The following is a 14,529-nucleotide window of genomic DNA, read 5'->3' on the forward strand; positions in this document are numbered from 1 at the left end:
TCTCGATTCCTATAACTTCGGCGATCATCGAACACTCTATCTACCTCCTGTAATAAGCCGGTACCGGAATATCGCCGGCGGTGCCCCAGGATTCGGTTCTGGTTTGCTGATCTGTTGATTTGCGGATGTACCAGTAGCCAGGGTTGCCTTTTGTCGGGAGCACACGCCAGATGGCGATATCGCATTTGCCATCGCCGTCGTAGTCGTTAGGTACTAGTGTGTCGCCTGAATCGCCGTAGTTGATCGTGTCGGTCTGGTTGTCAGAAGAGCGTTTTATGTACCAGTTCGTGTTTGACGGACGGAATAGGGCGAGGTCCGATTTGCCGTCGCCATCGTAATCGCCGAGCACCGGTTTGTCGCCGCTGCTGCCGAATTGGGTCGAAAAGTTGTGCTGTGTGGCGATGTCATAAACATAGAATGTGGCGTTGGAATCTCGCCAAACCACAAGGTCCGCCCTCCCGTCACCCGTGACGTCTGCCGGTACAGGCACGTCCGATGACGTTCCCCACGAATGCGACGTCACCTGAGAGGTCGAGCTGTTGTGCACATACCAATCGCCAGTCGAAGGGCGATAGACGGCCGCATCGGTTTTGCCGTCGCCGTCAAAGTCCGCCTGTGCCGTCAGGTCCGTGGACATCCCGAGCGAAATATAGTCAACAGAGCTGTCACTGCTGCGGAGAATGTACCAGGTCGTGTTTGACGGACGAAATACGCAGAAATCGGTCTTACCGTCGCCGTCATAGTCACCCGGGACGGGGATGTCGCCGGCCATTCCCCAGCCTTGCGAGGTTTGCTGAGAACCGGGCCCGCCGAGGACATAGAATGTCCCGTTTGACGGCCGCCATACCGCAAGGTCCGCCGGAGGGACGGCATTGGCATTTGCGTCCTCGACCGCAAGCAGGCGGGATCCGGCGTAGATGTACTCCTTGCTAAGCTGCGGCGTAGGCGTCGGGCTTGCAACAGCAAATGGATCCCAACTGCTAGGTGAGTTCTTCGGGAGTTTTCGACCGAACCAACCGGTCCTCTCACCGGTCAATGCATCCGTTCTAGGGAACCAGCCGTTTCTCGCAAATATGCCGGCTGTCAGCAGCAACGCGAACGCAAACACTCCGGCCGCAAACAAGACGCTGCGACGTCGATAAAAAGATCCGTGCGGGGGCAGGGACATTATGGTCTCTCCTTTTGTCCTGATCCAAGGGGGATAACCAACTCGTTGTTGATCGATTTACACGGAGCATACGCGCGCCCTATCGATCTGTCAAGCGTTTTTTTCTAATGGAAGCATTTTTGAAGGAACGATGTACGGTGAGGCGCCGAGATGCGCCGCTCGACAAGCGGAAAGCGCTACCGGTCAGATCCACAATTGCGGCGCTCAACTACAGACGCCGGCAGTTATATTTGGCCAAACACGGGGCGTATCGAAATACGAAAAAATGGATACTGTCGGGGCCGATACCGGAGATGGCTTTGGAGTTTTGGGGGGCCGTTTTCGCCGTGTGCCGCTAAACCTCTGAAATACAATAGGTTATCAGCATTGAGCTACGTGCGATATCGAAACGGGCACCCTCAAAACGAGTCAATTTCGGCAGTGTTTCGCCCGGGATCAGTTGATCTTAAGGCAATTTCAAGTGACTTTAGGCCAATGTCACGAGAAAACAGGCCAATGTCATGAGAAATCAAGCCAATGTCACGAGAAAACAGGCCATTGTCACGAGAAATCAGGCCAATGTCACGAGAAAACAGGCCATTGTCACGAGAAAAGAGACCAAAGTCACGAGAAAATAAGCCATTGTCACGTGACTTTGATACATATTTTTGGATTTTTGGTTTTTTGCGATCTAATTGCGAGCCTTCATCTGATCTTAGATGTTCGTCAGATCACCCGATCAGATCGCTCGCCTGCTGCCGCGGGACGCGGTCGATCGTCATTAGCCGGCCCAACGCTTCGAATACACTATTGCAATGGCCTACATATTCAACAAAGTGGTTCCGAATTATCTGAACAAGTCTGCTCCAGACATAACATTTCAGCTGCCGATATCATTGACCTCGATATCTTCCACGGCCGCCTCACCGTCGGGTTTTTGAATGAGGACCTGAATGCGGCGTTCGACATTTTCGAGCCGTGCTCGGCATTCGCGGGAAAGTGCGACGCCTTTCTCAAACAGTTCCAAGCTCTGTTCCAACGGCTGGTCGCCTTCTTCCAACGAAGCGACGATCTTTTCCAATTCACCTAAAAGTTCTTCGAAACTCTTATCCATTTTCACCTCAAAAGCCTCTCGGCCTGTTTTATTATCTCGCTTAGATTACCAATTCCCAGACGCTCTGCGGCGGCCTCTCCGCCTTTGGTCGCGACGGCGATTATCTCCTGCCCGATCGCCGCAGCGATGTCCTGTGCAAGGCGTTCGTCGCGTATGCCGGTGATCTTCCAACGATCGCCAACCCGACGCATCCTGACCTCAAGCGGGCGGTCGTCCAATATACTCCTCACGACGGCGTTGTTGCCGGTGTTGACGGTTTCGAGATATCTATCCGCTCCGAAAACCAAACCAAAGAACGGTACATGCCCGAACTGCTCGGTTCTCTCCCGGATCACCCGAGGCACCTCAGACCTTGCTCTATCTTTTACAGCCGGAATCAATGGCCGCGAGAGAGCGGCGGCCTTACGCAATGTGTCCTGCGGCAGGCCTCTACCGTAAAGCTCGATCGCCTTGTCGATCACCTGAACCGTAAAATCATCTACGACCGCGTCGTAATCAACCAGTTCCTCGATCGCTGCACGGTCGTCGCGTTTTGCAGCGTCAACAAGAAGAGCAAGCGAATAAACGGGCTGTTGTTTCAGCCGCTGATAATACAACAAAGTGCCAACGCCAATGACCAACAGTACTGCCGCCAGAACGGTGCTTGTGATCAGCGCAAGACGCCGCGACCGTGTCATTTGGGATCCACCTCTACAACCTCGGCTGTCAGTCGGCCATTGCCCGGCCTGACGCCGATCCTATCGCCGACGGCTACGTCCTCCGCCATTCGCAATACCCTGCCGTCCAAGGTTTGTACCAGCGAGTATCCTCGAGACAAAACTGCCAACGGAGAAAGAGAGTCGAGCTTGGCGACCTGTAAACTAAAGGCTTCCGTACACGCCGTTTGTCTGCTTACCGCCGCCGAACCTGCTCGATTTGCCAGTAGATCGACCTGCCTGCGCATTTCAGCGGCGATGCCAACGAGCCGAGAAGGCGAGAAAGCCTGCAATAACTCATTATAGAGATTCCGCTTGGTATGGAACCGATCTGAGATCTCAGAGGTCAACCGATCACTCAGCGAATTGAGTGCGACATCCGCAGCAAATGTTCGATTCTTGGCTATCTCGAAACAGCGGGTCTCAGTGGAAGAAAGCGTGGCAAGTATGTCTTCCTCTCGACCTGCGACGAGTTCCGCAGCAGCGGACGGCGTAGCTGCACGGAGGTCGGCGACGAGATCCGAAATGGTCCAGTCAATTTCGTGGCCGACCGCCGAAATTACCGGAATAGAACTCGCCCTGATCGCCCTCGCCAAAGCTTCGTCGTTGAATGCCCACAGGTCTTCGGCTGAGCCGCCGCCGCGGCCAACGATCAGAACGTCAAGTTTTTCCTTTGGCGGGAGCTGCCCGCTAAACAGATTCGCCGCGGTGATCGCGTTTCGAATAGAGTCGGCCGCACCTTCACCCTGCACCAATGTAGGGAGCAGAAGGATGCTGATCGACATCGCTCTTCGCGTCAGTACACTCAAAATATCGTGAAACGCCGCTCCTGTTCGCGATGTGACGATGCCCACACGATTCGGAAAGAACGGTATCGGACGTTTCAACTCCGGAGCAAACAAACCCTCATTGTCCAATTTGGACCTAATTTGCTCGAAAGCGGCCCGAAGAGCTCCTTCGCCTGACGGCTCGAGCGACTCGACAACCAATTGCGTCTCGCCCCGAGCAGTATAGAAGCTGACCTTGCCGCGAATTCGTACCTGAATCCCATTCTCGGGGCGAAACCGGATACGAAAGTTTGTGCCTTTCCAGCAAACGCAGCGGATCTGAGCCTTTCCGTCGTTAAGATTGAAATACCAATGTCCCGACGCCGCAGCTGTGAAATTGACTACCTCACCTTCGACCCAAACGTTCCCAAATTCATCTTCGAGAGCGGCCTTAATGCGCGAGGTAAGTTCCTCGACGCTCATCGGCAATCGGGCATCATCAGACGTCAGCAGATCAAAGTATGATTCGGCCATTAGATCTATCTCACAGACTCAACATTCAATACTTGCACAAATGTATTCGGCCTGAGCGAACGAATGCGAATACGGTTCAAAGGAGTTTCGACGGTTGAGGAGCTTCGGTATGTTATTTCATAGGAGCCGCGCAACTGTTTTACAATGTCGTCATACGCCGTCTGAATTTCAGATAGCTGCGTGATGTTATAAAACACTCCGCCGGATACCGATGCGAGCCTGGGACCTTCGTCCTTGGCTTTATCGGTTAATATCGAGTTCAGATATCGTTCACGAAGCGGGTCCAACCCGCTTTCCGTGAGATCGGCAGAAGCCATCACACCCGAAGGTACGTAAAGCGGATACACGACCGCACCGCTCTCTTCTATAGGGCCCAAAAGCGTATCGAACGCCAAGAATGACCTGTTATCATCGCCGTCTGTAAGAACGACGATAGCGGTCCTTTCACCCTTAATTGCTCTCAGTGTTTCAGCCAATGTGTAGGCAAGAGCATCGTAGAATGCGGTTCCGCCGCCGGCATCGAATGAATCCAAAGACGAAGAGAGTTTAGTTCGGTCGGTTGTGAAACCGGATAAGACCTTTACATCCTCGGCAAAAGTAACGATCGAGACCCTATCCATTACTGATACGGTATCCAAAAACGACCGCGCTGCTTTTCTGATAAAGGTCATATACCGGTCGACGCTGCCTGATACGTCCAAAAGGAGAATCAAATTAAAAGGAGCCTCGGACCTCTGTACGGATACGATGTCGCGGCGTTCCCCGTTTTCAATGATCTCGATCCCTGAGGTTGTCATGCCTTCGACGGATCTGTTGTTCATATCTAAGAACCGTATCGAAGCTTTTCGAAGATCGGACGGTTGTAAGGCTACTGTCTCCTTACGTCTGGAAATGCGAGGCTCAGTAACAACCGGAGGAAGGCTTCGGGCGTATTCGCCGTAGTAGCGGGGGGCAGATCGGCGAATAGCCTCCATCAAAAGACTGTCGCCGCTGCGAACGATCGCTTTTGCAGCATTTGTCAACGGCCTGTCACGCAGATCGTTAGCGACCTCATTTGGCGGGACGTTAAGGAGAATGATCCCGCGTGCCGTTGAGAATTTAATGTCTGTCCTTTTATCTTTTTCGCCCTTTTTGAGTGATCTGCCAAAAGTATTACCGCTGATCTCGAATCTTCCTCCGGCCCGTTCACGGATACTGGGCAATTCGATGTCCGCCGAATATCGAGGTCTCGATCCGGTCCACTCAAATGAATATGAGAGCTTTTCGGTCCCGACGTTCGCCGCGATCGTGCCGGTCAATGTACGTATCTCGATCGATCTAAACTCGCCCTCGGCAGTTACTGCACCTTCAGTTGTTTCGATCTTTATACGCGATCCGGATGGGACAGTGATCTCAAGGTCTATTCTCTGATCCACTCGGACAGGAGCAACTCGGATCTCCGCGTTCTTTCCGGAACCGGATACCCGTAAATCTCTTTCGTCTAAAGAGGCACTTGAAAATGCCTTTAATTTGAATTGACGTGAGGCCTCTTCTTCGGAGACCGTGCGAACAGCGACCTTACCGCTCCTGTTAATTACGGATAATAGCTCAGGCGCACCAATAGAAATTTCTACTCGGGTGGTCTGCCCAACCAGCGGCAGAGATAGGAGGGCGATGGTAAAGAACGCCAGAATATGTCTGTGAGAAAAAGCCATTATTCAGTCGGAGGTGGACGATCTCCCGGAAACTCTGCCAGACTGGATGAGGCGTTGCCGCACCCTTTCCTGCCAACGCTTTCTTGGACGCCCATCGTCCTCAAAACGTTCGATTAGATCGTTCATCGACTCGCCTCCGGCCAACCTTGTCTTGACGTATAGCAAAGCCACAATGATCGCAGAAAACGAAAGAACTAGTATTTGAACTGGCATCCACAAGATCTGGATCAGCGATTCCAGCAGCGTTGTTTTTAACTGGTCACGCATATCCGCACCACCGTTCACCTTGATAGTCCGCTGAGGACCGATGTTGATGTTGAAACTACCCTCATTTTTCTCATCCTTAGTGCTTTTTGCCGACGAGGGGCTATTTTCTCCTTCACTCACGCTTATAGCCGGCGGGGTTGACTTTGGATCGAACGCACGGGCGGAAATATTAACTACCGCGGAAATGGTTCCGGCAACTATTGCAGGAATCAAAAAGAGCATCAAGACTACACCGGACGCGGTCATCATAGAGCGGCGTACCAGCGTCTGGGACCTTTTCAGGGCTGCCCAGCCTTTGAGGCGTTCCATCATCACAACCGGGCCGACAAGTGTCCAAGCCACACTTAGTACCAGAAACCCAATTCCACAAGTCAGAGCACCGATCACGATCGTGCCTAGAGTACTTAGCAGCCCTGTCCCGAATAGAGCTTTCCAGCGAAGTCGCGTTTCGCGGAGTGCGGGCCGCAGCCTGACAGGCCGCAACGGGATCGAAAGGTACTGGGTCACGATCCACGTAATGGTTCCCAAGTTCAAATAGGTGCAGAGCATGCTAAGGACAGTCAGCGCAAAACCCGCAATTCCGAGTGCAACGTTAGATGAGGTCTCGCTGATCGTCTCGCTGATCTTCAAGAACGAGAGCGTTAACATCAACACAGTAAGAATGATCGAAGGCAGTTGAAAAAAGGAGGTTAGGAGCAAAAACTTCGGCAGATGCTCGCTGTAGATAACCAGTGCCCTGCGAAGCAGTCCGAAAAGGCCTTCTGAGCGCGACCGCAGCTCACTTGCAAAAGCTTCCGCACTTTCAGGTCGCAGTTCTAGATCTTTTTCCAGTGCGTTGTGGATGACCTGCCGCATTTTTCGACGGACCTTTTTAGATGTGAGCGGCTTGGGCTGTTCAAATTGGTGAGCATGCATCACCGCTTTGTAATCACCCTCGAACGGTGTTGATCCCGACAGCATTTGGTATGCGATCACGCCCAGGCTGTAAATATCGGATCTCGCATCGAGTCTGTCCCCCCGACACTGCTCCGGTGACATGTAAAGCGGGGTTCCAAGCACGGCACCGGCTCTGGTAAGTTCTGCAGAACCCTTTCCTTCCAATAACGAATGGCCGTCAGGCGAACCTGAAACAACTTGCGGGTGCCCGGAGGAAGCCTCATCTACTACATTTGGGCCCAGCTTTTCCTTGTTATCGGATGTCTTAGAAAAGATCGCGGTCTCACCCTCTGAATTTTCGGCGGGCCTGGTTTCACCGAGCGGCATAGCCTTAGGAAAGGCAGTAACGTCTGTTCCCAACGCCACCGTATCGTTCAACTCACTGTCGTCAAAGGTGATATTCGGCCCCTCGAAAACCGTATGTGTTGAACGGCGATAGATCTGCGGCGTTTCTCCGTTCGGCTCCAGATCTGACTGCTCTTCGAGTTTTGCGATACCGAAATCAAGTACTTTGACCGTATATCCGCCACGCTGATTGGGCTCGAGCCAAATGTTATCGGGCTTTAGATCTCTATGGATAATTCCTTGCTGATGAGCCTCGTGAACCGCTGAACAAACCTGCTCAATGATGTCCAACGTCCATCCTACCGGCAGGTTTTTTTCCTCGTCGAGTATTTCGCCCAGTGTGCAGCCATCCAAGTATTCCATGACGAGGTATGCGACCTCGCCGTCATTACTGTTGGCGAATCCAAAATCCGTCACGTCTACCACGTTCGGGTGTCTTAGACGCCCGGCGGCTCTTGCCTCGCGTCGAAACCGCTCTACGAATTCCGGCCGACGCATATACTCACGCGAGATGATCTTAACGGCGACAGGGCGCTCAGTGCCAAGATGTGTTGCAAGATAGACCGTTCCCATGCCGCCGCGTCCGAGTTCGCGGTCGATCTGGTATTTAGAGTCAAGCGTCTGGCCTGTGTAAGACGTATCTTTCATTTGCCGGTAACTGCAAATCTATCCTGTATGTTGCTGCCAGCGCAAGTAATTACGCCCAACGAGGGACCATTGTTTTGTGAAAGCATAGATATGTAATAAACTTCTACCGATCAAACGCGAAAAATGCAGTGTTCTACGCTATCGTATGCCTTGGGGTTGTATTATACATGAAACACTGTGCTATACTTCCGTAGGTCGAAATGACATTCTGTTAGAGCGTTGGGTCGGGAGGATCCCTTGATTATGGACAAGAGCAAAGCAATAGAATCGGCATTACAACAGATCGAAAAGAAATTTGGCAAAGGCTCGATAATGAGACTTGGTGAAAGGCCGCACGAAGACATCGGAGCGATCTCAACAAATTGCCTCAGCTTGGACGCAGCTATCGGGGTTGGCGGATTTCCTAGGGGCAGAATAGTCGAGGTGTATGGCCCGGAAAGTTCCGGAAAAACCACGCTCGCTCTGCAAGTGGTAGCTTCTGCACAGAAAACAGGCGGTGTCTGTGCTTATATCGACGCTGAGCACGCTATGGATCCTGAGTATGCACAAAAGCTCGGGGTCAATATCGATGATATGTTGATCTCGCAGCCGGATTCGGGTGAACAAGCTTTGGAGATCGCCGAGACGTTGGTGCGGTCCAACAGTGTTGATGTTATCGTCATCGATTCAGTTGCGGCCCTAGTTCCGCGGGCCGAACTCGACGGCGAAATGGGCGACAGTTTGCCCGGCCTTCAGGCGCGGCTAATGTCGCAAGCTTTGAGAAAGATCACCGCGATAGTGTCAAATTCTCGGACATGTTTCGTCTTCATCAACCAACTTCGCGAGAAGATCGGCGTCTTCTTTGGGTCCCCGGAAACGACAACGGGCGGCAAAGCATTGAAGTTTTATGCAAGCGTTCGACTGGATATTCGCCGGATCGGCGCGATCAAGGACGGAGATAAGGTAGTGGGCAACAGAACACGCGTAAAAGTTGTCAAGAATAAATGCGCTCCGCCCTTTCGTGAAGCTGAATTCGACATTATGTACGGTGAAGGTATCTCTAGAGAGGGCGATCTTCTCGATCTTGCAGTTGCCAACAATATCGTAGAAAAGTCGGGGGCATGGTTCTCATATGCGGGCGAACGGCTGGGCCAAGGCCGTGACAACGTAAAGAATCTGCTCAAAGAAAGGCCCGAGCTTCTGGAACGCATCGAAAGTGATGTGAAGGTTCGATTAGGATTTGTAAAGGCCGACGCCGCAGTTTCGGGCTAGTCGGCCTAATACGGCCATCAAAAGCTTCGTGTTGATCCTCACTGCTTAACTACATTCGAGTTTGAGGCAGTGTCCGAGAGCATTTTCTTCACGGTCTTCTCGTCGGGGATGCCCGGTGTCGGCTTAGAACCCGGCTTAAATGGCTTTTTCAGTTCCTCAGGGCCCGGGATCCCGGGTGTGGATTTTTCGTTCGGCTGTCCTTTCTCCATTGTAACTACCTGGGGCGGCTGAACCTCTTGGATCTCGATAAGCTCCGGTGTCATTCCGGGAGGCAGCACTCCGACATTCGAATTTCCCGCAGCATTTCCTGCCGGGGAATTTAAGTTCTTCGCAGGATCCGTTCCACTACAGGCAATTGTCAGGAGCACGGATACGGTCATTATAATGATCTTGGTCATGACTATAATTTTAGCAAAAATGGCATTTTGCATCACAGTAAGAGTTGTGATTTGACAAGTAAAAATCGCTTCTTTAGAGTATTAAGTTCGCGTTGGCTTGGATGTCATCGCAAATTTTGGCCAGGTAGCTCAGTTGGTAGAGCAGCGGACTGAAAATCCGCGTGTCGGCGGTTCGATCCCGTCCCTGGCCACCAAAATCGCAGGGCTGCCGACTAGTTCGCAGCCCTATTTTGTTGCCCGCAATACCTCTGCAACACTCCACGCCTGAGCAGCGCAGCCTCTTGCATCATGCGGTTTATCGCCGTCAAATATCTCAGATATCTGTCCTAACATGCTAGTGGTCAAATGCTGTTCAAAGCCCTTCCAAAACTCTTTGATCCTAAGTTCTGCGACTGCGTCCGATGAATGTGTTTTTCGATATGCATCGACAAAATGCCCGATTAGCCAGGCCCAAACCGTGCCTTGGTGATATGCCGAATCTCGTTCGAATGGTGTTCCTTTGTAAATGCCCACGTAATTTGGATCTTTTGGTGACAGCGAACGCAGTCCACATGGCGTCAACAACTCATTCTCGACCTTATCGACGACCTTTCGGGCCTTCTCGTTATCGAGCATCGAAAACGGCAGACTGATGGCGAATATCTGATTTGGCCTGACGGCAGCATCCTTTCCGGCGCCGTTGACGACATCATAGAGGCATTCTTCGGTTGCGTTCCAAAATTGACCGTTAAAGCTCGCCTTTGCCATAGCGGCCATTTCGCAAAAGCGTGTCAGGTTCTCGGCGTCTCCAAATCTTTCCGCAAAGCCTGCCATAATGGACAGGGCGTTGAACCATAACGCCTGTATTTCCACGGGTTTACCGATACGTGGTGTGAAGGCGAAATCGCCTGCCTTGGCGTCCATCCAAGTCAGTTGGGAATCGTTGTCGCCTGCGTAGAGCAATCCATCGGTATCAACATGAATGCCGAATCGGGTGCCTTTGATGTGCCATCGAACGATGCCCAAAAGCACCTCATAAAGCTCGTCCTCGACGAATTTCTCATCGTTTGCGGCCTCTGCGTATGCCCGCACAGCTTCGAAGTACCACAGCGTCGCGTCGACAGTATTGTAATCGGGGGTTTCGCCTTCATCGGGGAAACGGTTAGGCAGCATTCCCTGCGAAACGTGGCGGGAATATTCGAGGAGAATTTCCTTAGCGACATCAAAACGCCGTGTAGCGAGCGTGAGTCCGGGAAGAGCGATCATCGTATCGCGGCCCCAATCAGAAAACCAATGATAGCCCGCAATTATGGAGCTTCCGCTTCCGCGTTTTACGATGAACTGTTCCGCGGCCAATACGAGCTGAGTTGTAAACTCGTCCTTAGCTCCCGAAACCGCAACTAGGCGTGCACGGCGTTTGATCTCGGCTTTTCGGAGCTTTTCGGCATCACGAACGGGCATCTTCTCGGTTGCGGCGATCACGACCGCGGGTTTCGCAAGCGAAAAGCTCAGTTCAAACGGCTGATACAGGTTCTCGCTGTGATCAAAGCCGCGTTCCGACTCGATCGGATAGTCGAAATTTCGATACCAATGGCTTGTTACTTCGGTATTTGACGCGTTGTGGTTCAGATAAGTAGTCGGCATTTCACCCAACGATATCTCGGCGTGATCTTTGCGAATTTCAACTGCAAACTCAGCCTCCTGATGCCGCAAATAATGAAAATCGCGGAACGCGAGAAGCGGGCGTACTGAAAGTTGAATAACATCAGCTGCGGGATCACCGCGGTCAATGATCTTCCAGCTCACGACAACGGCATTCGAGCCGTGCGGCATAAAAAGCGTACGTTCGAGCCGCATGCCGCCTGCCTCAAATGTCCATATTGGAAAAGGATCAAGGCGGAACTCACGCAGAAAAACAAAGCCTTTGGGCTCGACGGCGTCGGGCCAAAGGTTGGTACTAAGATCAAACCTCTCATCGCCGATATGGAGCGTTTCTTCGAACTTAGAGAGCAGAACAACGCGGCCGACGGGCGGATCAGCCGCAGCAACAAGCAGGCCGTGATAGCGGCGGGTGTTCGCACCGCAGACGGTCGATGACGCATAACCGCCGAGTCCGTTGGTTTCTAGCCATTCTTTTTCGAGCACAGCATCGAACGAAGGGGCTTCGAATTTTAGATCGATCACAAAACCATTTTCGCCGTAGAGGCTGTGCAAGAGCAAATTGAGCAGGCAATTCAAACACGTATCGCAAAACGGGACGACAGCAACCCGTAGAAATGCCGTCAAACTGAGGTGAAACAATATCAGACGGCGAAGATTGCGTGCCGAAACGAGGCTGAGTTCAATGCGGTTGGGCGGGGGCGTTGCCCCCTTCCTGACCCTCTTGTATTTGTGTTGAAAAGAAGAGCAAAGCCCGGCCGACTTTTGAACGCTGATAGATCAATTCAGTATAGGGTTTGACAGTCCGGAAGGGGGCATCGTCCCCGAATTGTGCCAAAAGGATAGCAGCCCCGCGACTCGCTTTCGCCATTGCTTACGCGCAGGCTTGTGCAACGTTGGCTCGCGGTCCGACGAGCGGATGCGGGCATGGATGCCCGCGTTCCCGGCAAAGGTGCTGAGAAATTGCCTTTGGTCCGACGGGCATGGGGCCGTGCCGCTGTTTTGTTCCGGCGGCGTTTTTATGTATGGTCTTAGCGGAGGAATTTTACATGAAATATACATACGGTTTTGCACGGATATTGATATTAGGTGCGTTGCTGATCGTCGGGGCGAATGCTCAGGACGAGGGCGAGGTTCACATCGGGTTTAAGGGCGGCGTCAGCACGCCGAATCTGGTCGGCGGCGGCGACAACGAGGTAACACGGGATTACAAGTCGCGAACCGCGTACAATTTCGGCGGCTATGTAGAATACAGGGTCTCGCCGAGGTTTTCGGTGCAAACCGAAGTTAATTTTGCACCGCAAGGCGGAAAACGCGAAGGCATTCAGCCCGTGACGCGTCCGATACCGGGACTGCCGCCACCGCCGGGGCAGTATTATTACGGCAACTTCAGCAACACCGCGAAGCTCAATTATTTGGAGATACCCGTACTTTTCAAATACACGCAAAAGCGTGACGGGCCGCGTGTATATGTGAACGGCGGGCCGTATGCCGGCTTTTTGCTGAAAGCCACGCAGGAAACACGCGGCACCAGCCCGCTCTATATTGACCGGAACGGCACGCCGTTCCAAATTCCGGGGCCTCCGACGGCAACAACAGGCAATCCGGAAGGCACAATATTTTTCCCGCCGATCACTTGGGACGCGGATACCGATGTAACTGACAGCCTTAATCGTTTCAATGTGGGATTGACCGGCGGCGGCGGCATTCAGTTCCCAGTCGGCAAGAACTATTTCTTTGTTGATGCGAGGGCCGCCTACGGATTCCGAACGCTGCAGAAAAATACTGCGACCGACGGCAAGAGCAGAACGGGTTATCTGCTGTTTTCGTTCGGGTATGCGTTCAAGGTACGCGGAAGGTAGTTGATCTGAGACTAACTGCGGTCCGGCGGAATTGCCCCGCTCTTCGGAGCGGGGTTTTTTGTTTCTCCCGACATTCGGGCCTCAGCCCAAATGAAATGTTGGGCCAAAGCCCAATTCTCAATTGTGCATGTGAACCGTCGGCTGAAGCCGACGGCAATTCTAGGTAATTGTTTCCAAGATGCAGGCATGCAGTCCGCGGTCGAGCGTAAAACCACCCGCTATCGCAGGTGGTTCTGACAGTTCGGTTTAGCCCTTGCTAACCTAGCGGCCTCCTTCTCCAACGGACAGGACCCTAAGCCGCGTTCAACCACCCACTACCGAAGGTGGTTCTGACTTGAAGCGGTATTGTGCTAGCGTGTGGGCGAGGACGGTGATGATTATTATTGCGCCGCCGAGGATCGCCCATTGCGACGGGCGTTCGCCGATGAAGACAAAGACCCAAACCGGATTAAGCAGGGGTTCGACAAAGCCGATGATCGAGGCGTCGAGCGGGCGTGTGCCGCCGCGGACGCCTTTGATGAACAGGATGTACGCGATACCGATCTGCAGAACGCCGAGAAACAGAACGGCGAAAAGATCCAGCAAAGTTATGGTCGGAATCGCGGCGATGCCGCTCGGCAGCGTGACGATAGCGAGCAGGAAGTTGCCGTAGATGACCGTGACCGTGCCGCTAAGGCCGAGGGCTTTCGGGTGACGCAGCAGCAAGATATAGAGGCCTAAAAACACTCCCGAGCCGAGTGCGGCAATGTTGCCCGCAATATCGCCTGCCGACAGGTCGCCGACGAAGAACAGCGACATTCCCGCAATGCAGAAGATCACGGTTGCGAGGTCCCGGAGGCGGAACTTTTCGCCGATAACGAACGGTGCAAGGACGAGGATGTAGATCGGGGCCGTGTACTGCAGGAAGATCGCGTTAGCGGCGGTCGTTTGTTTGGTCGCCCAGACGAAAAGGAAAAGCAGCGTGGAATAAATGAGTGTGCAGAAAATGCCGAAGCCGTTTATTCGCAGGCCGTCGCGGCGTGTGATCAAAAGGACCGTTATTCCCGCGAAGAGCGATCGAAAGAACGTGACCTGATACGCGTCGAGGGAAGTGAGCTTGATGAAAAGGCCGCCGGTGCTCCAGAGGAACACTGCGATAACGACGAGCATCACCGGGGGAATTGCCTGCAGACGCTTTTCCATTAAAAGAATTTTCAACGCAAAGCCGCCGAGACGCAAAGGCGAACGGAAGGG

The 14,529-nt window shown here is 52.9% G+C and carries 11 protein-coding genes and 1 tRNA gene; 3 read left to right on the top strand and 9 right to left on the bottom strand.

All coding sequences use genetic code 11. The features are described from left to right. Positions 1 to 40: 40 nt before the first annotated feature. The 6 genes from IPM50_14150 to IPM50_14175 form a co-directional block, all read right to left on the bottom strand. Positions 41 to 1,168, bottom strand: a complete 1,128-nt coding sequence (locus tag IPM50_14150) for a VCBS repeat-containing protein (protein ID QQS32777.1) — start codon at positions 1,166 to 1,168, stop codon at positions 41 to 43. A gap of 859 nt (positions 1,169 to 2,027) precedes the next feature. After that, entirely contained in the window at positions 2,028 to 2,261 is a 234-nt protein-coding gene (gene xseB, locus IPM50_14155) for an exodeoxyribonuclease VII small subunit (GenBank protein ID QQS32778.1), read from the bottom strand. A 2-nt stretch (positions 2,262 to 2,263) separates the two neighbouring features. Continuing rightward, complete coding sequence (locus tag IPM50_14160; GenBank protein ID QQS32779.1) at positions 2,264 to 2,938, bottom strand: hypothetical protein; 675 nt, start codon at positions 2,936 to 2,938, stop codon at positions 2,264 to 2,266. Further along, positions 2,935 to 4,257, bottom strand: coding sequence for an exodeoxyribonuclease VII large subunit (gene xseA, locus IPM50_14165; GenBank protein QQS32780.1), 1,323 nt, complete (start codon positions 4,255 to 4,257; stop codon positions 2,935 to 2,937). The genes IPM50_14160 and xseA overlap by 4 nt, the downstream gene beginning before the upstream one ends. A gap of 5 nt (positions 4,258 to 4,262) precedes the next feature. After that, on the bottom strand, positions 4,263 to 5,672 hold the full coding sequence (locus tag IPM50_14170; protein ID QQS32781.1) for a VWA domain-containing protein: 1,410 nt from the start codon (positions 5,670 to 5,672) through the stop codon (positions 4,263 to 4,265). A 282-nt stretch (positions 5,673 to 5,954) separates the two neighbouring features. Continuing rightward, positions 5,955 to 8,147 carry a serine/threonine protein kinase gene (locus IPM50_14175; protein QQS32782.1) on the bottom strand — a complete coding sequence of 731 codons (2,193 nt, stop codon included), beginning with the start codon at positions 8,145 to 8,147 and terminating at the stop codon, positions 5,955 to 5,957. Positions 8,148 to 8,390: 243 nt separating this feature from the next. Between IPM50_14175 and recA the strand changes: the two genes are divergently transcribed. Next, positions 8,391 to 9,398 (top strand): recombinase RecA, encoded by a 1,008-nt coding sequence (gene recA, locus IPM50_14180; GenBank protein ID QQS32783.1) that lies wholly within the window; start codon positions 8,391 to 8,393, stop codon positions 9,396 to 9,398. 38 nt (positions 9,399 to 9,436) lie between these two features. On the opposite strand, the gene IPM50_14185 is transcribed toward recA, so the two are convergent. Further along, entirely contained in the window at positions 9,437 to 9,796 is a 360-nt protein-coding gene (locus tag IPM50_14185) for a hypothetical protein (protein ID QQS32784.1), read from the bottom strand. A 118-nt stretch (positions 9,797 to 9,914) separates the two neighbouring features. Here IPM50_14185 and IPM50_14190 point away from each other — a divergent pair. Beyond that, a tRNA-Phe gene (locus IPM50_14190) sits at positions 9,915 to 9,990 on the top strand. Between the two features lie 31 nt (positions 9,991 to 10,021). Here the strand turns inward: IPM50_14190 and IPM50_14195 are convergent. Further along, positions 10,022 to 11,959, bottom strand: coding sequence for a glycogen debranching enzyme family protein (locus IPM50_14195; GenBank protein QQS32785.1), 1,938 nt, complete (start codon positions 11,957 to 11,959; stop codon positions 10,022 to 10,024). Between the two features lie 524 nt (positions 11,960 to 12,483). On the opposite strand from IPM50_14195, the gene IPM50_14200 reads away from it, so the two are divergent. Beyond that, complete coding sequence (locus tag IPM50_14200; GenBank protein ID QQS32786.1) at positions 12,484 to 13,296, top strand: PorT family protein; 813 nt, start codon at positions 12,484 to 12,486, stop codon at positions 13,294 to 13,296. 303 nt (positions 13,297 to 13,599) lie between these two features. On the opposite strand, the gene IPM50_14205 is transcribed toward IPM50_14200, so the two are convergent. Further along, positions 13,600 to 14,493 (bottom strand): EamA family transporter, encoded by an 894-nt coding sequence (locus IPM50_14205; GenBank protein QQS32787.1) that lies wholly within the window; start codon positions 14,491 to 14,493, stop codon positions 13,600 to 13,602. Between the last annotated feature and the right edge of the window lie 36 nt (positions 14,494 to 14,529).

It is taken from the genome of Acidobacteriota bacterium (genome assembly GCA_016700075.1).
Classification (GTDB): domain Bacteria; phylum Acidobacteriota; class Blastocatellia; order Pyrinomonadales; family Pyrinomonadaceae; genus OLB17.